This window comes from Blautia aquisgranensis, from assembly GCF_040096615.1.
GTDB lineage: Bacteria > Bacillota > Clostridia > Lachnospirales > Lachnospiraceae > Blautia_A > Blautia_A aquisgranensis.
Genome location: NZ_JBBMEJ010000025.1, coordinates 12,716 through 36,611, shown reverse-complemented (window position 1 = coordinate 36,611; position 23,896 = coordinate 12,716). Strand labels below are relative to the sequence as shown.

24 protein-coding genes and 3 pseudogenes are annotated in these 23,896 nt (G+C 44.8%); 8 read left to right on the top strand and 19 right to left on the bottom strand.

Annotation, left to right across the window (positions count from 1 at the left end):
• Both WMO28_RS15360 and WMO28_RS15355 read right to left on the bottom strand, forming a co-directional pair.
• A partial coding sequence (locus tag WMO28_RS15360; protein WP_435376670.1) for a type IV toxin-antitoxin system AbiEi family antitoxin domain-containing protein occupies positions 1–269 on the bottom strand: 269 nt, incomplete at its 3' end.
• 82 nt (positions 270–351) lie between these two features.
• Positions 352–510 carry a DUF6040 family protein gene (locus tag WMO28_RS15355; RefSeq protein WP_349057554.1) on the bottom strand — a complete coding sequence of 53 codons (159 nt, stop codon included), beginning with the start codon at positions 508–510 and terminating at the stop codon, positions 352–354.
• Between the two features lie 36 nt (positions 511–546).
• Between WMO28_RS15355 and WMO28_RS15350 the strand changes: the two are divergent.
• The 7 genes and pseudogenes from WMO28_RS15350 to WMO28_RS15320 all read left to right on the top strand — a co-directional run.
• Positions 547–726: pseudogene (locus tag WMO28_RS15350) on the top strand (winged helix-turn-helix transcriptional regulator); the annotation flags it as partial.
• Positions 727–1,086: 360 nt separating this feature from the next.
• Positions 1,087–1,425: a plasmid mobilization protein gene (locus WMO28_RS15345; RefSeq protein WP_349057553.1), complete on the top strand. Its 339-nt coding sequence runs from the start codon at positions 1,087–1,089 to the stop codon at positions 1,423–1,425.
• Positions 1,426–1,905: 480 nt separating this feature from the next.
• Positions 1,906–4,644, top strand: a complete 2,739-nt coding sequence (locus tag WMO28_RS15340; protein ID WP_349057552.1) for a response regulator — start codon at positions 1,906–1,908, stop codon at positions 4,642–4,644.
• A 269-nt stretch (positions 4,645–4,913) separates the two neighbouring features.
• On the top strand, positions 4,914–5,078 hold the full coding sequence (locus WMO28_RS15335; RefSeq protein ID WP_008703957.1) for a hypothetical protein: 165 nt from the start codon (positions 4,914–4,916) through the stop codon (positions 5,076–5,078).
• Between the two features lie 28 nt (positions 5,079–5,106).
• Positions 5,107–6,780 carry an IS66 family transposase gene (locus WMO28_RS15330; RefSeq protein WP_349057551.1) on the top strand — a complete coding sequence of 558 codons (1,674 nt, stop codon included), beginning with the start codon at positions 5,107–5,109 and terminating at the stop codon, positions 6,778–6,780.
• Positions 6,781–7,139: 359 nt separating this feature from the next.
• On the top strand, positions 7,140–7,517 hold the full coding sequence (locus WMO28_RS15325) for a plasmid mobilization protein (protein ID WP_349057550.1): 378 nt from the start codon (positions 7,140–7,142) through the stop codon (positions 7,515–7,517).
• Positions 7,504–7,668 (top strand): annotated as a pseudogene (locus WMO28_RS15320) (relaxase/mobilization nuclease domain-containing protein); the annotation flags it as partial. The gene WMO28_RS15325 and the pseudogene WMO28_RS15320, both read left to right, overlap by 14 nt.
• A 70-nt stretch (positions 7,669–7,738) precedes the next feature.
• Here the strand turns inward: WMO28_RS15320 and WMO28_RS17180 are convergent.
• The 13 genes and pseudogenes from WMO28_RS17180 to WMO28_RS15255 all read right to left on the bottom strand — a co-directional run.
• A pseudogene (locus WMO28_RS17180) lies at positions 7,739–7,867 on the bottom strand (hypothetical protein); the annotation flags it as partial.
• A gap of 677 nt (positions 7,868–8,544) precedes the next feature.
• On the bottom strand, positions 8,545–8,727 hold the full coding sequence (locus WMO28_RS15310) for a cysteine-rich KTR domain-containing protein (protein ID WP_349057549.1): 183 nt from the start codon (positions 8,725–8,727) through the stop codon (positions 8,545–8,547).
• Positions 8,728–8,743: 16 nt separating this feature from the next.
• On the bottom strand, positions 8,744–9,370 hold the full coding sequence (locus WMO28_RS15305; RefSeq protein ID WP_349057548.1) for a DUF998 domain-containing protein: 627 nt from the start codon (positions 9,368–9,370) through the stop codon (positions 8,744–8,746).
• 1 nt (position 9,371) lies between these two features.
• Positions 9,372–9,992, bottom strand: coding sequence for a TetR/AcrR family transcriptional regulator (locus tag WMO28_RS15300; RefSeq protein WP_349057547.1), 621 nt, complete (start codon positions 9,990–9,992; stop codon positions 9,372–9,374).
• A gap of 146 nt (positions 9,993–10,138) precedes the next feature.
• A complete protein-coding gene (locus WMO28_RS15295; RefSeq protein ID WP_349057546.1) occupies positions 10,139–10,417 on the bottom strand; it encodes a hypothetical protein in 279 nt (92 codons plus the stop codon).
• Positions 10,418–10,495: 78 nt separating this feature from the next.
• Positions 10,496–12,118, bottom strand: a complete 1,623-nt coding sequence (locus WMO28_RS15290; RefSeq protein WP_008791695.1) for a recombinase family protein — start codon at positions 12,116–12,118, stop codon at positions 10,496–10,498.
• Between the two features lie 107 nt (positions 12,119–12,225).
• Complete coding sequence (locus WMO28_RS15285; RefSeq protein ID WP_004849804.1) at positions 12,226–12,411, bottom strand: hypothetical protein; 186 nt, start codon at positions 12,409–12,411, stop codon at positions 12,226–12,228.
• A gap of 270 nt (positions 12,412–12,681) precedes the next feature.
• Complete coding sequence (locus tag WMO28_RS15280) at positions 12,682–14,022, bottom strand: virulence-associated E family protein (protein WP_115714955.1); 1,341 nt, start codon at positions 14,020–14,022, stop codon at positions 12,682–12,684.
• The gene (locus WMO28_RS15275; protein ID WP_115714956.1) at positions 13,907–14,647 is read right to left on the bottom strand and encodes a CHC2 zinc finger domain-containing protein; all 741 of its coding nucleotides are present in this window, start codon (positions 14,645–14,647) and stop codon (positions 13,907–13,909) included. Before WMO28_RS15275 ends, WMO28_RS15280 begins: the two co-directional genes overlap by 116 nt.
• Positions 14,648–14,694: 47 nt before the next feature.
• The gene (gene mobQ / locus WMO28_RS15270; protein ID WP_412364070.1) at positions 14,695–16,167 is read right to left on the bottom strand and encodes a MobQ family relaxase; all 1,473 of its coding nucleotides are present in this window, start codon (positions 16,165–16,167) and stop codon (positions 14,695–14,697) included.
• A gap of 2 nt (positions 16,168–16,169) precedes the next feature.
• Complete coding sequence (locus WMO28_RS15265) at positions 16,170–16,487, bottom strand: DUF3847 domain-containing protein (protein ID WP_008816380.1); 318 nt, start codon at positions 16,485–16,487, stop codon at positions 16,170–16,172.
• 286 nt (positions 16,488–16,773) lie between these two features.
• On the bottom strand, positions 16,774–16,977 hold the full coding sequence (locus WMO28_RS15260; RefSeq protein ID WP_004614949.1) for a hypothetical protein: 204 nt from the start codon (positions 16,975–16,977) through the stop codon (positions 16,774–16,776).
• A 147-nt stretch (positions 16,978–17,124) separates the two neighbouring features.
• Complete coding sequence (locus WMO28_RS15255) at positions 17,125–17,349, bottom strand: helix-turn-helix domain-containing protein (RefSeq protein ID WP_005362423.1); 225 nt, start codon at positions 17,347–17,349, stop codon at positions 17,125–17,127.
• Between the two features lie 302 nt (positions 17,350–17,651).
• Between WMO28_RS15255 and WMO28_RS15250 the strand changes: the two genes are divergently transcribed.
• Positions 17,652–18,692, top strand: a complete 1,041-nt coding sequence (locus WMO28_RS15250; RefSeq protein ID WP_008816376.1) for a DUF6076 domain-containing protein — start codon at positions 17,652–17,654, stop codon at positions 18,690–18,692.
• Between the two features lie 225 nt (positions 18,693–18,917).
• Here WMO28_RS15250 and WMO28_RS15245 read toward each other — a convergent pair whose 3' ends face one another.
• From WMO28_RS15245 to WMO28_RS15230, 4 genes are all read right to left on the bottom strand, one after another.
• Complete coding sequence (locus WMO28_RS15245) at positions 18,918–21,308, bottom strand: ABC transporter permease (RefSeq protein WP_178068863.1); 2,391 nt, start codon at positions 21,306–21,308, stop codon at positions 18,918–18,920.
• A 14-nt stretch (positions 21,309–21,322) separates the two neighbouring features.
• Entirely contained in the window at positions 21,323–21,988 is a 666-nt protein-coding gene (locus tag WMO28_RS15240) for an ABC transporter ATP-binding protein (protein ID WP_004611618.1), read from the bottom strand.
• Between the two features lie 177 nt (positions 21,989–22,165).
• Positions 22,166–23,197 (bottom strand): sensor histidine kinase, encoded by a 1,032-nt coding sequence (locus tag WMO28_RS15235; RefSeq protein WP_349057545.1) that lies wholly within the window; start codon positions 23,195–23,197, stop codon positions 22,166–22,168.
• Entirely contained in the window at positions 23,194–23,886 is a 693-nt protein-coding gene (locus WMO28_RS15230; protein WP_007890426.1) for a response regulator transcription factor, read from the bottom strand. Before WMO28_RS15230 ends, WMO28_RS15235 begins: the two co-directional genes overlap by 4 nt.
• Positions 23,887–23,896: the final 10 nt, after the last annotated feature.

The following is a 23,896-nucleotide window of genomic DNA, read 5'->3' as shown; positions in this document are numbered from 1 at the left end:
TTCAAAGGCTCTCTGTCCGTTAAATCATGAAAAAACAATGCAGTTTCGTGAGAAAATACAGCTTGACCACAACGCAATTGCAAAAGGAACATCGCATCTGTCCACGTATCAGGTGATACATACACACCATGAGAAACTTGCTCTAATCCTCGTTCCTTCACATAGGCATAAAACACAGACTTACTAATTCCATTATTTAGGACTTGAAATGTCTGAATTGTCCCTCCACATTCACGCAATAACAAATCTATTTTTTCAAATTGAGTCATATAGATTCTCCTTTCATGCTAATATGATAATATATATTAGTATGAAAGTAAATATAAATAATGCCAATGAACAAATTAGATTTTAAAAATATCCCCGTTCTACCATCCAGCCTTTCACATAACATCGAATTCCAATATAAATAACATGTGATAGTAATAGGAATACCATGAGATTTATCGGAATAGCGTTTTTAATCCATTCTCCAAAGTAAATTACAATAGCTGCACTCGTTATCGCCACTATGATACTGAGGATATCCCAGCAATATTTGGCAATGAAATCACAAAACCAACGCTTACCAAACAGTTAAGGGAATTGGAAAATGACGGGTGGATCAATCGTCAGATTTATCAAGAAATACCTCCCAGGGTAGAATACACTCTTACAGAATTAGCCGAAAGTTTTGTCCCAATTTTAGTGCAGATGAAAGAATGGAGCGAAACACATTTATGCTAACCATGTCTTCCATAAAAGTACTACTTTCCTAAGTAATCAACTATCGGCACGCCCTTCGTGAGTGCCTAAAAGATACATAGCAAGCACTGCCTATGTCATGACACAGGCGAAATCCCCCACACTTTCCTATCGTCTGTGTGGTTGAATTTCCATAGGAAAGTATCCCTAACCCTCTCTCGATTTTTCTTCGGTTATTCTTCATTTTACCGTCGAAATGCATTGACCTTTCCTGCCGTTTTTGCTACAATTTGCTATGGGTGGTTACACCCAAAATTGAATAAAACACGAAACAGACTGTTGTAAAAATCGAACATTTTACAGCAGTTTTTTTGTACCCAAATTTAGAAAGGACGTGGCACAATGGCAAACCGAAACTGCACCAATCCGGCGCAATTTTATCTCAGTGATGATGAGCAGTACATTCTCAATACCAAGTTCAAAGCATCCGGCATGAAAAGCATGTCAGCCTTTTTACGCAAACCGATTTTATATGGATATGTGTATGATGTCGATTACAGTTATCTGCGAAATTATAATACAGAGCTTGGACGAATCAGCTCAAGTCTGAATCCGATTGCAAAGCGGGTAAACAGTACCGGAAACATCTATCAGGACGATATGAATGAAGTAAAGGAGTTGATGAATAAAGTATGGCATAACCAAGAAATTCTCTCATCTTTTTTCTTTGACGAAAAGTGATATATTTTTTCATTAATACAACCTGGGATTCTAAATCCATTGGTAACTCGGTATTCGGCATTTGCAGCACCCTCTTTCATAGTAAAAAAAAGAATGGATATACCATTCTTAATCCCGCCAATGGAATATTTGGATTCGGGCATTACCCACGCCTTCCTACGGTCTATGATTAGATTACCACATGACATTTAAAATATCAACAATTTATTCAAAAAATCTCTTATGTATCCGGACTGTCCGTTACTGTTCACACGCTACTATCCCGCGAGGCGTTTTGGCATGAATATGCCAAAATCCCGAGACATACAGCGCGAATTTATGCGGTTAGCATAAATTCTGTGCATCGCGAAGCGTGTTACTGAGAACGGAGTGAACAGTAACCGAAACATTGTACAACCTTTACAAATTCGTCCATTATCATTGCTATTTTTTGGTAAAAAGAGTATACTTTAAAGCACTAAACACCAGGAGTATAAAATTATGAACACACACTCATCCGGATATTACAGCATAGACAAAGACTATAATATCCTAAGCTATAACGACACTGCCAAACAACTGTACCCCAATCTCCAGCCGGGAGTGAAATGCTATAAGGCACTTATGGGGCTTGATTCCCCATGCCCGCCCTGCCCTGTAGCACTGGGGATACAGGGGCCAAAGACCTACCTGGATCCGATCCGTCATATTTATGAGACAGTTGATGCAGTAGAGACTGTACAGCCCGACGGTAGCAGAGGACATGCACTTGTATTCAGCACAGTAGCCGAAGGAGAAAGCCTGTCAAAGTCTATTCCCACAGGTGAGAACTCTCTCCGTCTGCTGGGTGCCATCAACCTGCTTGCTTCTGACTACATGTCTGTTTATGGCGTAAACCGGGAAACCGGGAAAATCTCCGTATATCGTTCCAGATTTACTGATGCTTTTGCGGATATTAAAGATAATGCAGACTATAAGCTGTCATTTAATTTTCTCATCCAGAAATATATTCATCCGGATGAGCGTTCCTATGTGTCCAGACACCTGAATTATGAAACCCTGCGGGAAAGACTTTCTCAGGAAGCCTCTTTCAAATTCCATTTCAGGGTTGTCACAGATACTGTCCATTACTATTATCTGCTCATTGCCAGAAACGGAAACGCCGATGACTATCGGGATTTCGTAATTGCAGTGGCCTGTGAAGACAATGATGTGACAGCACGCAAAATCTATGAAAATCAGCTCCACTCTCTTCTGGCATCCATTACCCATGCTGCCGGCTACTTTCATCTCGACCTTACAGATGATAAGATTCTGAAGATCGGAGGCACTTCTGCTCTGGCCTATAAGATAGATGCTGACGCTTCCATTGACCATTTTATTGCAGAGACTGCTGTTTTTATACCGGTATTAAAGGACAGAAACGATTTCATCAACGCATTTTGCCGCAGTTCCCTGATGAAAAGCTACGAGGACGGTCAGGTAGAGGTCACCAGAGTTTCCCGCTGTCTCTACGATGACAATATAACCAGGCTTTCCAAATATGTGACAAGACTGCTGCTCAATCCTTCCAATAACCATCTGGAAGCAATCCTCTACGGTGAGGATGTCACCAGAACACAGGAAGCCTATGAGACACAGGTAAGTATTGTCCAGACACTGAGCAGCAACTACCTGAACGTATACCTGATCAATCCCAGAGAAAAAACTCTCTCTGTGATCAAGCAGGAAGACCGCGATGTCCCTGCTCCGGACAAAAAACACAACAATACATACCCCTATGATCTTTTCCTCTCAGACTATATCCGGCAGCGTGTATATCCGGATGACCGTACAATGCTGGAAGAATCACTGGAACTGGATAATGTAATGAGTGTTTTGTCCGGTCAGTCCGAATACAAGGGGAATTACCGGATAAATGACAGGGATGGTATCCATTATTATCAGTTCCGCTTTATCAAAAACGAAGACTCCGGTATCATTGTTCTGGGATTTTTGAATGTGGACGATGTGGTGGAATCAGAAATCAGACACCAGAAGCTTCTCAAAGAAGCTCTTGATACTGCCGAACGTGCCAATGCAGAGAAATCCAATTTTCTTTCCCGTATGTCCCACGATATGCGTACGCCGTTGAATGGGATCATTGGTCTGCTGGAAATTGATAAAAAGCACGAAAATGATATCGGATTCCTGAAAAGTAATCGTGAAAAAGCATTCATTTCAGCCAGTCATCTGCTCTCTCTTATCAATGATGTACTGGATATGTCCAAGATCGAGGAGGGCGGACTTGTACTCAACCATGAACCTTTTGATCTGATCAGATATGAAAAAGAGACACAGATGCTGATTGATATGCAGGCACAGAAAAACGGCATTGATTTCACCGTTCATATCGCACCGGAGATATACGAACATCCCTTTGTATACGGCAGCCCTCTGCACCTCCGTCGTGCCATGATGAATATTTACAGTAACTGTATCAAATACAACAGAGAAAATGGGGCAATCCATACGGAGATCCATGCTCTCCCTTCCCATGATCATAAGCTGGTCTGCAGATGGACGATCTCTGATACGGGAATCGGCATCAACAAAGAATATCTGGAGAAGATCTTTGAACCCTTTACTCAGGAGAATATGGATGCCCGAAGTGTATATCATGGCACCGGACTGGGTATGAGCATTGCCAAAGCGCTATTTGAACAGATGGGTGGTACCATTGAGATTTCCAGTACTCCGGGTATCGGAAGTACTTTTGTGATCACTTTGCCATTTGAAGAGGCAGAAGAAACGGATATCTCTTCTGAGCCAGAATCTGAGCGAAACTCCATTCAGGGCATAAAGATCCTGCTGGCAGAGGATAATGAAATAAACAGAGAAGTGGCACAGGTACTCCTTGAAGAGGAAGGTGCTGTGGTAACTGCAGTATCCAATGGCAGGGAAGCTGTAAAACTTTTCTCCCGTCACCCCGAGGGGACATTTGATGTGATACTTATGGATATTATGATGCCTCTGATGGACGGATACGAGGCCACACGCCAGATCCGGAAGCTTGACAGGACGGATGCTTCTTCCATTCCCATCATCGCACTGACCGCTAATGCTTTTGCAGAGGATGTACGCCATGCACTGGACTGTGGTATGAACGCACATCTGGCCAAACCACTGGATGTAAAAAAAATGATCCATACGATTGCCTGTTACTGTTCAAGGGTATGCATAAGTCATTGTAAAAAGTGACGAATTTTTATTTTTTTATATTGTGGATAATCATGTTCAGCAGAAAAAACTGTGTTTATAGTTTTTTCTGCTGTTCCTTTTCTGAAAGCTTATACACAAAAGATTATCTTTCAGGCATATTTTTTAACGGATATCATCTGATTATGTCTGCTTTTTTATTGTAAGACTGGTACCTTATCCACAGTCAGATTGACGAAAGTATCCTTTCCGGCAGTTCGCTTTTTTTCTGTGTTTCTGCTATACTTTTGTCAGGAAAGAGAGGACGGCTTATGAACATCGATTTAAGAGAAGAACTTAGAAAACGTGATGAACTTCTTGACGGTTATCTCAAGCAGATTGAGATCCAGGAAGAGTTTATCCAGAAGCAGAAAGAAATGATCGAATTTCTGGAAGACCATATTTCAAAGATCACAGATATTATCAGCGGCGTCTGACAGATAAAACTATGCCGGGTGAAAAAGTATGCCTGATGCTTATGACCGTATTACACTCCTGTGCCGCCTGAAAGCTGCACAGACCAGAAATAAAGAACTGGAATCCGGAGAAAGATATGTCCGGCTGAAAGAGCTTCATCAGAAGGAATGCAGGGGATATGGATCCAGGATCCTGGAACTGCAGAAAGAAGCGGCGGATGCCCATAAGGAAACGATACGTGTCCGTAATTACTGGTTCCAGGTACTGGAAGATATGCTTCTGGAGTTTGAAAAAATGCAGAAGAAAACGAAACAGGAGCTCCAGGAGATGGAAAAGCGCGCCCTGAAAGCAGAAAAACAGAGGGATGATGCACTGGATAAGGTAAAAGAACTCCAGCACCAGTTTTATGAAACAGCAGTCAGGCTGGAAGAAGAACAGGGAAAAAATCTGAAACTCCGTGCACAGATAAACCGTGATTATGAAAATTCCTCTATCCCTTCTTCCAAAACACTCCGGAAGAAAAAGATCACGAACAGCAGGGAAAAGACCGGAAGGAAACCCGGAGGCCAGCCAGGCCATAAGGGACACTGCCGCAAAAAACAGGAGCCGACCCGGCCGGCAGTCCTTCTCCCGCCTCCGGAAATAGTCCTGGAAGACAATTCTTTTAAAAAGACACCAAAAACGATCATAAAACAACGGGTAGGCATCCGCATGCTCCTGGATGTAACAGAATATCATGCAGATGTTTATTATAGCAGTCAGACGGGAGAACGCGTTCATGCTCCATTTCCGGCCGGAGTCATTGATGATGTGAATTATGACGGCAGCATCCGGGCATTTCTGTTTCTTATTAACAATGACTGCTGTACATCGATCGATAAGAGCAGACAGTTTCTGTCAGACCTGACCGGTGGAAAACTGAATATCTCAAAAGGAATGGTGAGCAGACTCAGCAGGGCGTTTGCCTTAAAAACGGAAGCTGAGCGCAGGTCTGCTTATGCAGATATGCTGCTTTCCCCTGTCATGCATACAGACTGTACAAATGGCAGGGAAAACGGAAAGGGCTGCCAGATATATGTCTGCGCAACGCCGGACGGAAAAGCCCTGTATTTTGCCCGTGAGAAAAAAGGGCATGAAGGGGTAAAGGGCACGGTCACTGAAGATTACCAGGGGATCCTTGTACACGATCATGACCGGACCTTTTATAATTATGGAACGGATCATCAGGAATGCCTTGCCCATGTGCTGCGCTATCTGAAAGGCAGCATGGATAATGAGCCGGACCGTACCTGGAATAAAGATATGCATTCACTGGTACAGGAAATGATCCATTTCCGGAATGGATTACAGCCGTCTGAGGAACCGGATCCCTGTAAGGTCTCTGAATTCGAAGAAAGATACCGTAAGATACTGGAAACCGCCCGGAAGGAATATGAAGATGTTCCGGCAAACGATTACTATAGAGACGGGTATAATTTATTTCTGAGAATGGAGAAATATATGCAGAACCATCTGCTGTTCCTGCATGATCTCCGGGTACCTGCCACTAATAATGAAGCAGAAAGGCTTCTAAGGAATTATAAGCGGAAACAGGCGCAGGCCGTGACATTCAGAAGTTTCGAGAGCATCGATTACCTCTGCCAATGCATGAGCATGCTTGTTTTGATGCGCTTAGAAGAACCAGAAAATATATTTGACAGAGTGTCCAGGATATTTGGATAAAGAAAACCGATGGCTTTAACTGTTTCCCAGTTTACACCATCGGTTTTCTTAAGTCCAGTTAGCCCTTGAACAGTAACGACTGTCCTTCTCCTTTTTTCTGTGAATCGGCTTATATATAAATCAATCATTTTTAGAGCAAGTTTCACAATGTCAGACAAAAACCCCTTCGGGATTTTTTCTGCCTTGCCAACTTGATGGGGATTTCGTTTCCCCATACCCTCGACCACAATCAAAAGATATGTGTATTGGTTCCCATTTTCATGGTCACAACGTGATGATTTTTCATCACTTGCTTTCACAGCTCACTGTGAATTTTCTATTTTCCCGGCAGAACCTTTACGCCAAGAAAGGAGCATTGAATGACACGACCACCAAAAGAAACAGATATGAAGCGAGAACACCGGGTGACTATCCGCCTGACTGATACGGAGTTTTCCATCATAGAAAATGCGGCGGAACAAGCGGAAATGAGCATTTCGGAATATATGAGAACGCAGACTATGGAAGGACAGGTAAATGCCCGATTTGAAATTGTTGCTGATGTTGCTGAAATCAAAAAGTTAATCGGTGAATTTGGTAAAATTGGCAGCAATCTAAATCAGATTGCCCGGTATTTTAACCAGGGTGGAATTATCTCCACTGAAATGAAAAATGAAATCAGAAAGTCCCTTCGGGATATTTATGAAATGAAATATGAAGTGATGAAAATGGCAGGTGATTTTCATGGCAGTAATTAAACATATCGCAAGCAAAAACTCTGACTATGGAGAATCGGAACGGTATCTTATCTTCCAGCACAACGAGTATACGCAAAAACCGATTCTTGATGAAGAAGGGCATATGATACTGAGAGAAGAATATTATCTGGACGGTCTGAACTGTGATCCATCAAAACGATTGCTTTATATATCAGATAAGAACCTGTACTTAGCAGGATTGCACCAACAATATCTGTCAGCCAGTGAACTCCTGCAACAGTTCTTCCGATTACCATAAAAAGACTAAATGATGCTGTCAGAAATATAAGTATTTTTCGCACAAGTCCTTTCTTCATCCGCCTTTTCAATTCAAATATTAAGGTCGGCATTACCCTTAGCACAAGGAGTGTTGTAGACGATGGATACGATGCTTCCATTCTTCCTTCGATATAAATTGGTCTGTAATTAATCGGTATCATCTCAAAAATCAGATACTCCAAAATCACAATAACATAAAACACACCAAGCATTTGGATATCAAAATCGACTTTTAAGAGACTTCTTCTTTTTATCCACTGACATAATCCCAACAGTCCAAAACCCATGCATACAAATACAGCAACAAGACCAAGCCAGTCTGTGATTGTATAAATTTTCATATGAACACCCGTCAGGTTATGAAACCATGTATTAACTGTTGCAAATCCGACATTTGTACCGAATATTCCTTCCGGCTTCACATCAACTGTCTGAATCAGAACAGTCCATATCACAAAGCTCAACAGTATTGCTAATCCACCACTAAAAGTTTTTCTTCCACTTTTCATAATTATATTTGTCCTTTCTCTTTACCATATTGCTCATGAGCTGTTTTGAAGGTAACAGACACCATAAAAAATGAAAAGAAACGACCAGTAACATATGCGATACGAATCGTCACATCTGCATATTTTCTATGCTTTTTCAGCTTTTTGAACTGTAAAAAGAGTATTTCTGGATAATTACTGCCTTATCCTCATTTTTAGCAAGAAAAAACGCAGGGCAACTATTTCATATGCTCTGCGTCTTAGCGTCTGGTGTCTGTTTGATAATCCACGATTCGATTTTTTACATCTATAATAAAATTCTTTTTACATTTAGGACAAAACAGCGGAAAATGCTTCAACTCTGTATCTTCCAATATCTGTGTCCTGGTTTTTGCTCCACAATCAGGACACAAAATCCATTTATCTGATATGATGGCTTTCATACGATCACTCTCCTTGTTATTTTGCTGGTTTCATCCGAAACAACTGCACACCTAACACTGTGTTATATCCAACCGCTGCAAATACACTGAATCTTTCCACAACTCCAAAATACTCTTTCGGTACAATATTCATTCCCATAGCTCCGACTAACATCATTCCAAGTGCAATCCCGGCAAAAGCTCCATATAACCTGTATTCCTTATCCTTGATGCCTGCAATTATAATCAGCACAAGCGATATAATTGATAACAAAACAACTACAATCGTTGAATAGATGTGCATTCGATCCTGAAAAGTTCCAGCATAACCACTATCACTCAGAGGAAACATGCTAAATCCTACTGCAGATACCCATTCCATAACGGTAAAAAGATAAATTCCAAGCCTTAAGATTCTGCTTCCTCTTCCCTGTATCCCTGCACATACCATCATCGCACATACCAATGTACTCACATTGTAAAGGCTGCTAAGCTGATTCCATAAACTAAGAGAAGGAGCATTTGCCGCACTAAGGTCACTGACCGCCTGCGCCATCCAGTTATATCCAGAATAAGCCAATGGCGAAAAGACAACCGCTGCCGTATAAGAAAGAAACGCAACAATTCCAAGCAATCCACAATAATTGATAAAATCCCTCTTCATGTTAATCACCATCTCCCACACTATTTTCTTTGCAAAACCAGCTCAGATAGTCATTTATAAGATTATTCTCTGTATGCTCCTCTTTGCCGTATCCATACTTCTGATCCAATTCGTAGTCCATCAGACCATGAATTGTCATTGCAAAGCTTAATGCACTCATATCTGCATTTTCAAAATGAAGTAGCTTATGTACTTCCATTGCATAAAATAGCTGTTTTGTTGCAATGATCATTCTCTCAGTTTCTTCCGCAACGATTCTTGCTGCCATCGGCTGGATGCTACGCTCAGAATATATAACCTTATAAAATGTAAGCAACTTTTCCTGATGATTCATATTGACATAACCCTGCACCACTCCCTGCAATACTTCGTATGCAGTTTTTCCTTGAAAAAGTTGGCTGAAATCCACAGGTTTTATATTGGCATTTTTCTTGGACTGTTCTCTGAGGAACTGATACATTGTTTCCACAATTTCTTCCTTTGATGAAAAATGCTTATAAAGCGATGGCTTTTTGATACCAATCTTATCAGCAATCATGCTCATGGAAACTCCTGCAAGTCCTTTTTCAGCGGCTAACTCTAACGTTGTCAGAATGATTTCTTCTTTTCTATTTGTGCCCATTGTCATTCTCCATTAAAACAATCATTCAATAGCCTGTAGGCTATCATTCGTTAGCTTTATAATAATACATCTGTAGAGAATATGCAAGTCCTTTTCAATAAAGCGAATGCTATACTGATTGACTTGCATATTATAAGCTCATCTCTCTAATTGTCATTTTCTTTATTAAGATACAATATGGCAAATAGCACCATTAATCCAAGAAGTACCCATGGCGATGCAGCCGAAATAAAATCAATGAACGGATTGTCGTCAAATACATTCCCAAGAATAATCATAACAACACCGATTACAATAGATATCCATGCAAATTTGATAACGTTATTTTCAGCTTTGGCTACTTTCATGTCTCTTTCAATTTTATTAAGCAATGTCGCATCTCCTTTCAATAATTCGTCCAGGCTTAAATCATATAATTCACTCATTCTTATGATGCTTACAATATCAGGTAGTGATTTTCCCGTCTCCCTTAATTAAAGATATTGTTGGGTAAAAAAGAAAGGTCAGTCGATTTTGCCGATGAAGCGGTAGTAGATTTCTACTTCCTGCTCACGGCTTCCGTCCTCGCCCTTGACAGCTTCGTGGACGGTTATTTTTTCAATTAGAGTGTTCAGAAGTTCGGCGGTCAGCTCCACAGGGTTGACATACTGTTTCATCAGGGCAATCCACTTTTCAGCATCCGCTGCGGTCTGTACGGCGGCTTCCATCGTTTCGTGAAGCTGTCTTATTTTTGTTTCAAGCTCCTTTTGCTCGTTCTGGTACTTCTCGGACAGCATATTGAAGTTATACTCGGTTATGCGTCCGGCAGACCAGTCCTCATACATTTTAGCAAACAGCCCGTCAACCTCGGCTTTACGCTTCTCTGCCTTTTTCAGCTCCGCAGCCTGCTTTTTCTTCGCAGAGTTTCTTTCCCTGTCGCTGGCATTGAGCAGGCGTTTCAGCAGCTTGTCCTCGTCTTTCTGTGCCAGCATAGACCAGTATTGCAGTCTTGCAAGCACATAGGCATACAGTACATCATAGCGGATATAGTGCATGGAACACTGGCGTAATCCCTGCCCGTTCTTGCTGCAATGGTAGTACCCGTATGGGTTCTTATTCTGCTTGTTTTCCCCATAGGCTAAAGACCATCCGCAGTCTGCACATTTTATCAATCCTGCGAAAATCTGTGTCGTACCGTTTCTGCGTTTCCTGCGTCTGCTTGCAATCAGCTCCTGAACTTTTTGGAACACTTCTTCAGAAATGATGGCTTCGTGGGTATTTTCCACACGATACCATTCTTCCTGCGGCTTCCGCACCTTTTTCTTGTTCTTGAATGAAATGTTGCTCTGCTTGTTGTGAATGCTGTGACCGATGTAGGTTTCCTCTTTCAAAATGCTCTTGACCTGTGCTATCGTCCACGCATAGGCTTTTTCTGCGGGCGCACCGGCGTAGATATTGGCGAAAGTCCCGTATCTTTCATAGTTCAGCCAGCCGGGGGTAGGTACTTTTTCCTCCACCAGAATCCGTGTAATGCTGGCGGCTCCACGCCCGTGTACAGCAAGGTCAAAAATCTTCTCTACAATCCAGCGTGTTTCCGGGTCGATCAGAAGATGACCTTTTTTGTCCGGGTCTTTTACATAGCCCAGCGGTGCATAGGCTCCATAGTGTGCGCCATTGGCAAATCTTGTGTGCATGGCAGCCTTGACCTTTTTGCTGGTCTGTCGGGCGTGCATTTCATTCAGGATGTTTAAGAACGGTGCAAGCTCGCTTTCTCCGTTGATGGTGTCCACATTGTCATTGATGGCAATGTAGCGTACTCCCTTGCTGGGGAAATAGATTTCCGTGTACTGACCGGTCAGGATATAGTTTCTTCCCAGACGGGATAAGTCCTTTGTGACAACGCAGTTGATTTTCCCGTCTTCGATGTCATCAATCATCCTTTGGAAACTTGGACGCTCGAAATTTGTCCCACTCCATCCGTCGTCAATGTACTCGTCTACAACGGTCAGCCCATGCTCTGCGGCATACTGTCTAAGCATCATGCGCTGGGTCTGGATACTGCCGCTTTCCCCCTGTAATTCATCGTCACGGCTCAATCTCAAATATAGTGCAGTGTTATAAATCGTTGTATTGTATGGTTGTTTCACGGTTAAAAATCCTCCTTCTAAAAGAAACAACCCACGCTTATACAATACTCGCTGGTACAAGTATATCATAAGCGTGGGCTGATTGACAGTCGTTATTCCGTATTTTTTCAGGAAGCGGCGGCAGCGTGCTGGATCACATCTTCCAGCAGGCTGTCAAGCGGCTTCCCATCCTGTGCGAAATGCTCCGATACCTTGATACGGACTTTCCCCATGACAAAATACTGGGTGCCGTCTTTTTCGGTAAGCAGGGTGCCGCTGTTTTTGTTATTGCTCTCGTTTTTGCTTTTTGCCATAGGCAGTTACCTCCATAAATGAAATATGCCCGACAAGGGAATGTCAGACAGGTGTACAGCCGCAGACTGTCTCCGTGTCAACCAAACCGTGTCAACCGGCAGAAAAGACTTTGAAAACAATCCATAGGCGCTCTATTATTACTTTTTACTTTTTCTTTGATTTCTTGGTTGACATGGTTGACAAAGGAGAGAAATGCCCCAAATATCAGGCTTTTCCCCGTCAACCGGCTGTCAACCAAAGCGTCAACCAAACTGTCAACCGGTGGCTTTTCAGAATGGAAGTTCCATTTGCCGGGCTTCTTCTTCCGTGATTTCCTGAAAACCGTCCCCCTCCGGCGGAGCTTGGTTGACACGCTCCCAGCCTTTTTGAGAACCGTATTTCTTATACCGCTTCGGGCTTTTGTAGGCTACCCAGCCCTGTATGATGCCGCCCGCAATGCCGGTATTCATAATCTCGCAGATTGCCCGTGTCTCCCAGTCTGCCGGGGAATTTAAGTTCCCCAGCGCTTCCTCATAAAGCTGCTTGGAACATACCCTGTCGCCGGTGTAGTCCTCCAAATAGGCGTAGATCATGCCGGCCTGTGTGTCTTCCTGCATAAAGTCCTGCTGGTGGGCGTTCAGGTATCGGTTCATTTCTATGCTGAATGACAGCTTATACTTCCCACTGCGATAAACCGTCATGGCTTCCGCCCACATCTGTTCGATATACGCCCTCGCCGCCGCTTCATCGTCCAGTATGTGAACCTCCGCCCGTTCCGGGTACACCGTCACGGGGAGAAAGCGCCGGTTGCCGGTGCGGTCACGGGGCAAAAAGTCCTGCCGGTTGGTCGTCCCTCCAAATACACATTGCCGCAGCCGGTCTGCCGGATGTGTCTCATACGGCACTTTGTAGGTTTCTTTCTGGCGGCTTAAGAATGACTTGATTTCCTCAATACTCTTGGCGTTGGCTGTGGCAATCATCTCCGACATCTCGATAATCCAATGCCCTTGCAGCTTGCGGTACACATTTTCATCGTCCAGCTTTTTCAAATCGTCTGAAAACCATTCGTCCCTGCCTGCCAGCAGCCGGAAAAAGGTAGATTTCCCGGCTCCCTGACCACCAACCAGACAGAGCATGACCTCAAACTTGCTCCCCGGTCTGAATACCCGCCGGATGGCTCCCATCAGGAACAGTTTCAAGGCTTCATAGGTGTATTCGTCCGTATCGGCTCCCAGAAAGTGATGCAGGGCGTAACGGATGCGCTCTGTGCCGTCCCATTGCAGGCTGTTCAGGTAATCCCTGACTGGATGGTAGCGGTTTTCATTGGCAACAATCTTGATGGCGCTCTGCACCTTTTTCTCGCTGGTAAGCCCGTAATTTTCTTCCAGATACAAAAGCAGGTAGTTCATGTCCATGTCGGTCAGCGTGGTACTGGTGCGCTCCCAGCCCAGCGGCTTCACAATGTCAATCTGCTCCGTCAAAAGGTTCAGGCGCAGCGCCCCGCGAAACAGAGGGTCACGCTGGAACACCGTCAGGCAGTTTCGGATGCTGTTCTTCACGCCGCCTTTCTGCGTCCCCTCTAATGTTTCCCGGATTTCTGCCGGTGTCTGCGCCGGTTCCATTGTGTCCATCGTCCTTTTGACCGCTTCCTGCGTTTCCGGCGGCAAGCTCTGAAATTCGCTGTTCAAGCCGCAACACCTCCTTTCCCTGTGCGGCGATCAATGCCGCTTTTTCTTCTATTTCTCCGTATAACAAAATATCCAAAAGGTATTCTGTGTAGCTTATCCTCTGCAACGCTTCCACAAAAAGAGGATGCCAGATGGCATCCTGCGGCTGTGGGGCGTGTGCTGTTTTCCAATGCTCCAGCAGGCGCAGATAATCGCATAGCACCCGGAAACAATACCGTTCCGTTTCCTGAAATCTCTGCTCCGCTGATTTTTGTCGGGGCTGTGACCTGTTGTGACGCTTCCTATCTGGCGGCGCATTGCCGGATTTCTCATAGGAAACGCCGAAGTTCTCCGCAAGCCTGACCGCAGCTTCCCGTTTCCCCAATCCATGCAGCAAAGCGGCAAAGTCGATCACATCCCCGGAAGCCCCGCAGCCGAAGCAGTAAAAGCGGCTGTCCACTTTCATGCTGGGCGTGCGGTCATTGTGGAATGGACAGCAGACCATGCCGTTTCTCCCCACCCGGATTCCATAGAATGAAGCAGCCTGCCGGGTGGTAACAGACTGTTTCACCGCTTCAAATACATTCAAATGCTCCCTCCATAAAAATACTGGTAGCGGTAAAGCTGCCGGTTATATCATAGCTCCATCTCATGTTTCTTTCTCTGTACTGCCTGTGGCTGCTCCCTCCGGCGCAGTGCGGTATCTACGGCGTTCTGCACCTGCCGTAGCCGTATGACTTCCTCCCGGAGTGGCTTGTGCTGCGGAGACAGTTCGGCATACTCTGTTTTTAACTGTGCGTATTCCTGTTTCCATGCTTTCAGGGCAATGGGTTTTCCGTCCAGTTTTTCTTTCAAAATACGGCGGGCGGCATAAAACAGCCGTAACTCCGCATCGTGGGATGTTTCAAATTTCTCCCTCTGTTTCTTAAACTTGATATTGTTCAATTCCGTATGAACAGGTTTTAGCCGCTGGTAATTCTCGCCCTCCCGTATCAATTCCTGCAATTCCTTTATCCGGGCAGATTTCTTTTTCATGGAGTCGCTTAACGCTTCAAATTCTTCGTTGACAGAGGAAAGACGCTCCTGCAAATCCTCTAATGTGAGCAGCTTGTTTTCCGTCAGATAATTGACGGCTTCGGCAAACTGCTTTAAGTTTCCGGTTCTGGCTTTATTGCTCCATGCCCCTGCGTTGCGCTGGTTGTAATAAGCGATCAACAGGTCGGCAAGGCTCGGTGTCTGCGGTTTGGAAAGTTCTTCTTTTACCTCTGCCATCCAGACAAACAGGGCTTTGATCTTCTTCCTCACATCCTGCATGAGCCGGTTGGTGGCTTTAATCCAGCGGTTCAGTTCCCCTTTCTCGGTGCGGATGCCCTTTGCTTCCATCTGCCGGACATTAGCTCCCTCGTGGACAGTAGGTATCAGGTCAAGCCCCTGCCGCACATAGGAACGGTGGTCGATACGCACATCCAGCCCTTTTTCCTCAAATTTTGTATTAACGGCAGCCGCCCACTGCTCCCGCCAGTGTTCCAGCGTTTCCGGCTCATGCCAGTCTGTTGTATGGACAGCGTTAAACATATAATCGCCGTTTTTATCCCGGATTCGGTTTCCATCTTCATCAAGAAGATATTCCCGCCGCTGTTTTTGTCCCCATGTGCCATCCGGGTTCAAAGGGCGCATGGTTGTCATCACATGGAAATGCGGGTTAGGGATACCGCCGTCCTCTTTCTCCGGGCTGTGAAAAGCAAGATCGGCAATCATGCCTTTTGCCACAAACTGCTCCTGCACGAACTTCCTCGCCAGTTCCATGTTTTCTTCCAGCGTCAATTCATTCTGCATGGCAATATCAAAGGAATAGGCAAGCTGTGCTTTTGGATGTTTCTCGCAGTTCTCCACAGCATTCCAGAGGGTCGCCCGGTCAAGATATATTTCCGGCGCATGGGGCGGCAGCATGATTTCCGAAGCGATCACGCCGCCCTTTTTGGTGTAGTCGCTGACTTCTCCATAGTAGCTGCTGTAAAGACGCTCCCCGGCTCGATAGGCTGCGCTGGCAATGGCGCTCTGACCGGCGCTGCGCTTGATCTGTGCGATTGAAAAATGATAAAGTGCTATCCTTAGTCACCGCCTTTCTCCTGCCCGGAAATACGGGCGTGGTTCTCTGTGGCAGACCGGATGAAATGCTCCGCCTGCGGCAGATTCAAAATGCTTTCCATGAGGGAATAAAATTCCGCTTCGGATAGCTCCTTTGTCTGTGGTGCAATGCTCTCAATAGCTGCCCCACGGGTAATCAGCCGGTGCGTCCTCTGTTTCCGGGAACCGCTTTCCAGATACGCCTGCCGGTTTTTCAAACGCTGCATTTTCCGTTTTTCCTGTTCCAGCAGGACAGTGGTTTTTTCATATTCCTGCTTCAACTGTTCCAAAGATTTTTCCATGTTCTCACATCCTTTGCTGATAAGATAAAGAAAGACCATCCGCAGACAGTCCGTGTGTCAGTGCTTCTATAAAACCCGATGAAAAGGGAAAACCGCAGAGCGGATTTCTCTTTGCGGCGGGTACACAGGGGATAGCCGCTTTAGCGGCGCAAGGGGGTGTAGCCACCTTGTCGGAGCGAAGCGAACGCAGACCTCGGATTGCTGATTTTATCAGCGGCAGAGGTAAGCTCCGCAGGACGCACGATACATGGTCTTTAGACTATGTATAGAAGTGCGCCCTTAGTTCCTAAGGGATTTTGCCGTTTCCGGCAGTCTTGTCCTTTTTCTTGGAACGCTTGGAAAGATACTTCGGGCAGTCAACCACAACCGCCCGGAAGCTCTGTTTACATTCGTGCTGGCATTTCCGGCACAGTTCGTTGTAAGTGATACGGCTGCGGTCATTTAAGAAGAAAGACCATTCCAACCGCCGCTTGTTACTCATTCTTGCCATAACCGGCTCCTTTCTCCGTTTCTATCTGATGTACGCAGATAGGCTGTTTTGATGTAGCGTCTCGGTATCATTTTTAAGTTTTTTTCCCTCTGTATGCCCCTTTGGAAAGTGCGGCAGTATTGCAAGTCAGGGAATGATACCTCACGCTTATTTGTCGCTTCCCGGTACGGTTTCGGAGCCTTTTGCCATCCATTCAAAGAAAGCAATTTTGCTGACCTTGATAAGTCTGCCCCTGCGGAACGCTGGAAAGCCGGGTGTGTGTACCAGCTCATAGGCGCTCGCTCTTGAAATTCCCATAATCCGCTGAATGTCCGCCACATCCAGAACCAGCGGTAAATCCTCGTAGCTGTTCAATCTCTTTTTATCGTTCATTCTGTTCCTCCCATAAATCAAATAGGTTAAAATGCTTCCTGTTGCCGTTCTCCCCAAAAGCCGTTTTCCTGCCCCATTCCTGCGGTGTTTCCCTGCATTGGTGCGCCGAATGCGTCACTTCTCCTGCCGGTCATATCCCTTTTGGACGGTCATTCACTTGTCAAGGTACTGTGCGGTACGAAATTACCAACCGCAATCATCATAGCGTACTATCCTTGACAAAACAATGATTCTGCGATACCATGAGTGTAACGGATATAACTGAATTATATAATTACCATAAACAAAGGCAGGGGATAGGGATGGAGAATCAGTTTATACGGCATGAGCCATGTTTTGAGAGGATTTTGTTTGTCCTGACGCTGGACAGGAAGAAAATGAAAGAGCGGATTTTGATTGGGGAAGAACAGCAGATCCGCTTCCGTCTGAACGGGAGCCAAAACGCAGAGGTGCTTTGTGATATGACACGCCCACTGGGAACTTTTTTGATAAACTTTGAGCGTGACACGGACAGAGACTGGAACTTATACGGGCTTTCTCCGCTGCGGCAAGCTCTCCACTCCAACCGATGGAAACAGCCGGAGCTGGAGCAGGCGGCAAGCGAATTTCTTTGGGAGAAATATCTTAGCAACGACCCTCTGAAAATGTATGTGGCGTTCCGTATCTGGAACAGCTATCTGCTTGCCAGAGAACCCCGTGACCGTAACGCTGCCTGTGACCGCTTCATGGATAAAATGAGCAGACTGACCGGGGTATTCCAAAACGAAACCATGAGCTTTGACAGGGAGACAGGAAAACCGAAACAATTTCAAGCTGGCAGCCTTTATTTCAAAGGCGCACCGTCAGAAGATACCCGGCTTGACCTCTGGTTCCCGGACAACCGGCGCACAGAAGAATGTGTGTCTGCCTATGCGTCCCTCTACCCGTTGATTACCTATTATCTGAACAGGCTGAATGACTGGGGGCTTTGCTTCCGGCGGTGCAAGGTCTGTGGAAAATATTTTCTGGCAAAGAGCCAGCGGTATGAGCTGTGCAGCGACAAGTGCCGAAAAGCACAGGCGCTTCAAAACAAGCGGGAATTTGACGAGAGGTCAAGAGAAAATAACTATGACCTGCTTTATAAAAATGAATGCCAGAACTGGCGCAACAAAATAAACCGGGTAAAAAATACCGCAGGCTTTCCGGCTGACCGTCTGGAAAAAATACAGGCTTCCTTTTCCGACTTTAAGAAAGAAGCCTTACAGAGAAAAAAGGCTGTAAAAACAGGAACGGCCAGCCCGAAAGAATTTACGGACTGGCTGTATCAGCAGAGTAATGTAATTGTTGAGCTGACCGAGATATGAAAAACTTTCTATCGTCAATTTCGCATTATTGCAATAACAGATTGCTTCTTCCATGAATGGTAATATTATCATCAAACTTTTGGAAGAACTATAAATGTCCGAGGTGCCTTTGATTTCGACAGAAAAACAGGCTGAATTGTTACAACGCTCGGACATTTCAAAAATCTTTTTGAGAAATGGCGGAAAAAGCGGGGCAGCATACGCCGCCCCGCCGATCTCAAAAGGTCATTCCATTGCCCGCATTTGTTCTGTTAATGAACGCTTTTTCAAATCCCGTATTTCCCATACAGAAAGAATCAACTGTAAAAGAATCAATATTAGTAGATATCCACCTATCTGCATTGTTGGAAATTGATATGAGAGATTTGGCATACCGAATAGAATACCAACAGCTTTGCTCACAGGAATAGCTATGGGAATACCAACCAAAAGAACGATTCCAAATGAAACAAGTACATATAGCAATCCCTCTGTTATGAGAGAACGATATAATTGTTTTAGGCTTAATCCAACAGAGCGTAATGTACTGATTTCCTGTTTACGCGCTTGATGGTTAGAGAGCGTCATATTGATTAGATTGATTATTCCAAACAGCAAAATTAGTAATGACAGCATTTGCAAACTTCCAAACAATAAGTTCATAGAAGATTCCATGTACTCTACAACATCATTATAGCTGCAAATAGAAAGCCCCTTTTCTTTAGAGGTAATTTTCTGCTGAATGGCTGATTCTATTTCATCATTATAAGTTTTATCAGTTATGATCTCCCATGAGTAAGCAAAATTTTCTGTGTTTGTGAATAGTTGTTGTGCAAGTTCTTGTGTAATTATAAGATTCGCTGGATCAATAGCATCTGTACCGTTTTCGGTTCCGACAAAGCTCTTATCAAAGAAACCGGAAACAATACATTCTATTTCCTCTCCACTATTTGTAATCTTTATAGGCGTCCCTTTTGTAATCCCCAGTTCCATATATCCATCTGTCAATAAAACTTCAAACTGGTTCTTAGGCATTTGTCCATCTATCAAATGTTGTTCAACAAAGCTAAAATTACCTTCTGTACTTTGAACCGAAATTATATCACACATTCCCTCAGTAGCATTTCCATTGATAGAATAATGACACATTCCTACCGAATCTCTAAGTGGTATAATCTTTTGGATTCCTTTAGTATTCAAAAGTTCTTCTTTCAAAGATTCATTTAGCGGATTATTTGTTTCGTTTTTTCCAACTGATTCTTCAGAAAGATATATACGGAAGCTTCCGCCGTTTACAAAAAACTTTTCACGGACAAATTGCTCTGGCGTATTACTAACTGCTGCGGATGCAGATATAAATAAGAGTAATCCTCCAAATATCAAGGAAAGCAATGTACTGGCTGTCTTTTTCTTATCGCGTCCAAGATTTAATAGAGCTAAAGAGTAAGGTGAAATTTTCTTATTATGTTTTCGAGATTGCATCGGAGCATTTCGATAAGCTATATATCGTACTGCCTCAATAGGGGAAGTAGTTGCCGCAATTTTAAGAGGCTTGCGAACAGATAATTTCACCATAAGAGTGCAAATGATGGAAACACCTATCATTACAAAAGGAATATTGATAGGAGAAAATCCGCTGGAAAATTCATTACTTCCCAAAACAGTTCCGACAATCGCACCCAAAACAATACCCGGAGGGATTCCAAGCCATGATAAATATCTACTTTCATAGTTTATCATTTTCTTTATCTGTAATGCAGTTGTACCTAAAGTGCGTAACTGTCCGAAATTTCTTATTTTTTCATTGATAGAAATTCTGAAAATACTTTGGATTACCGTTATACCTGCAAATAATACCAACACGGACAAACTTACAAAAGTTAGTATATTTTCAAATGACAATCCCATATTCTCCCTAAAAAAGAGAAAACTTAAGCTATAATCAGCACCAATTTCTTTTCCAATAGAAGCAATTCTTTCTTTTAGAATTTCTTTTGATGTTGAATCTGCATCAGCAAAACAAACATAGCTTTGGTATTTTGCAGGATTATAATTAGAGCTATTTTCTACAAACGATTTTGATATATAGCACGAGTAATTGCCCTGTGATTCAGTCGAGCTTTCCGTAATCCCAGAAATCACAAAATCTTGTGATTTTCCGTTTATTTGAAAAGAAATTTTATCTCCGATTGCAGTATTAGAAAAATATTTGTTCACCATTTCACGGTCAACTGCAATTTCATTTTCTTTAGATGGCATAGTCCCATCTTTTAGTGTAAATTGATTTCGGGCAATATAGCATGCCGCATCATCCATATATGCCAAATACAATGAATATCCCTCTGGCATTTTTATTTCTCCCAGATTGTAAAGCGACGCTACCATTTCGATTTCTGGTTGATGACGAAGTTTTTCAATTTTATCCTCTGTCAGATTATCATAGCTGGCTTGAAAAGTGGCCATATTATTTTGAGATTCCTGAAAAGCAAAAAATAATGTTCCACACATTGACATCAAAAACGCTGCCAGTGAAATAGCAATTATTATCATAAAATTCCGGCGCTTCTCGCTTTTCAAACTCTCCTTTGCCAGCTTCTTTGTAATGGCGCTGGTATCATTTTCAAAAGGCCATGTCATAGCTTGCCACCTCCTTATTCCACAATCTTGCCGTCCTCAATGCGGACAATCCGATCTGCAAGACGGGCTATGTCGTCATTGTGGGTAATCATCACAACAGTTTGCCGGAACTCCGCACTGGTGCGCTTGATAAGCCCCAGCACCTCGGCGCTGGTCTTGCTGTCAAGGTTGCCGGTCGGTTCGTCGGCCAGCACAATAGCCGGTTTGGTAATCAGGGCGCGGGCAATCGCCACACGCTGCTGCTGTCCGCCGGAAAGATTGTTCGGCATATTTTTCAGTTTATCTTCCAGTCCCAGCAGGTGAACGATCTCGTCCAAAAACTTCTGATCCACCGTGTCCCCGTCCAGCTCCACCGGCAGGACGATGTTCTCATACACATTCAGGATAGGAACAAGGTTATAGTTCTGGAAGATAAATCCAATGTTGCGGCGGCGGAAGATGGTGAGCTGTTCGTCGTTCATTTTCGACAGCTCTTTGTCCCGGACAATCACATTGCCGGAAGTAGGAGTGTCCAGCCCGCCCATCATGTGAAGCAGGGTAGACTTGCCGCTGCCGGAGGTTCCCACAACGGCCACAAATTCGCCGTCATTCACGGAGAAGTTCACGCCGTCAAGGGCGCGGGTGATGTTCGGCTCTGTGCCGTAATACTTTTTCAGGTCGATGGTCTGTAAAATGCTCATACTCAAAACTCCTTTCAAGGCTTTCTGCCTGTTGATAAGGTCATTGTAAAACCCAAATGTCCGCGAAATGTTACAGCGGCCAAAAAATTTCATTGAAAATCGGGGTGAAATGTTACAATGCTCGGACATTTCAAAAAAATTTACGGCGGGCAGCCGGAAATGGCCGTCCGCCGCGTTCTATTTTGTAGGCAGCATAATGGAAAATTCCGAACCCTTGCCCGGCTCCGAAAACACTTTGATATAGCCGCCCTGCCGCGTTACGATCTCGCGGGCCAGATACAGGCCAATGCCCACACCCTGCTGTTCGTGTACTTCTTCCTCACGATAGAAGCGCTGGAAGATAGCGGCCTGATTGCTTTCGGAAATGCCCTTGCCAGTGTCGGTCACTTTGATTTCCACATACATTTCCCACAGCACCACAGACACAGCGATTTTCCCGCCTGCCGGGGTGTACTTCACCGCATTGTCCAGCAGGTTAAAGAGGGCTTCCGATGTCCACTTGCTGTCATGGGAAACGGTCAAATCCTCCGGGCAGTCCACGGACACGGCGATTTCCTTTTTCTCCGCTGCATACACGATCCCACTCATGGCCTGTGCCACGGTATCAAAGAGGCGGCCCGGTTTCTTGTCCAACTGGATCACGCCTGTTTCCAGACGGGAGGTTTTCACAAGGGCCTGAAAGAGAAAGTCCAGCTTATCCGTCTGGCTGCGGATTCCCCGGATAAAGTCGGTGCGCTCTGCCTCGGCCATAGGCTTTTCCAGCAGGGTGTCCGTCGCCATTTTCAGATTGCTTACCGGCGTTTTCACCTGATGGGAAATATCCGATACAAGGGTCTGTAACTCCTGCCGTTCCTCGTCCACCCGGCGGCGGTTCTCCTGCATGATCTGGTAAAGCCTTGCCAGCCGGTGTCCGATTCTGGCAAGCTGGGTTTCGCTGTCCTCTGGCCGCTGGGGCGCTTCATTTCCGGCAATCATGTGGTCTAAGGTCTGGCACAGGTCAGCGGTAAACTGTGATAACCGTTTTCCAAACGCCTGCGTCAGTACAAAAATCCCTACAAGGGCGCACAACAGCAGCGCCCCGCCCGTCAGCAGCACCGCCGTCTGTTTTGTCACAAGAAAAAGGGCTATGGTGATCCCGGACATGGAGAGGGCAAACCCTATTGCCACCCGGCCAAACAGCCGCTTTACCGAGAGGTTTTGAAACTTCATTTTGCCTCGCCTCCCGTCCATTGATAGCCCATGCCGTAAACGGTCTTGATGTAGGGCGCGCCGCCGTCGGATTCAATCTTGCTGCGAATCCGGCTGATAGAAGTTGTCAGGGTGTGTTCGTCTACAAACCTTTCGTCTATATCCCACAGCTTTTCCAAAAGCTGCCCACGGGTCAGCACTTGCCGGGGATTTTTGCGGAACAGGTTCAGCATTTTGTACTCCATCGGGGATAGGGTCAGGGGCTTGCCATTTAAGGAAGCCGTCTGTTCCGAGAAGTCCAGAAACAGCCGCCCGTCGTCGTAAATGTCCTTGGCCGGTTTGTGGTGTTCCAGCATGGCGAACATGGCTTTGATTTTCCGCTGCAAGGCCCCGATCACAAAGGGCTTTGTGATGTAGTCCACCGCGCCCACCTCATAGCCCCGTATCTGGTCGCTTTCCTGATCGTTGGCGGTCAGGAAAATCACGATGGTATCCGGGTGCTGGGGCTTTATCAGCTTGCACAGTTCAAAACCGTTCCCGTCCGGCAGGTTGATGTCCAGCAGCACTAAATTAAATTCCCGCTGGCGGATGGCTTCGGCTGCGGTTCTGGCATTTAGGGCAGAAGTCACGCCGTAGCCGTCTGCTGTCAGGTTATAGGCCAACATCTTATTCAAAAAACTGTCGTCCTCGACAATTAAAATCTGCTTCATATCCTCACTT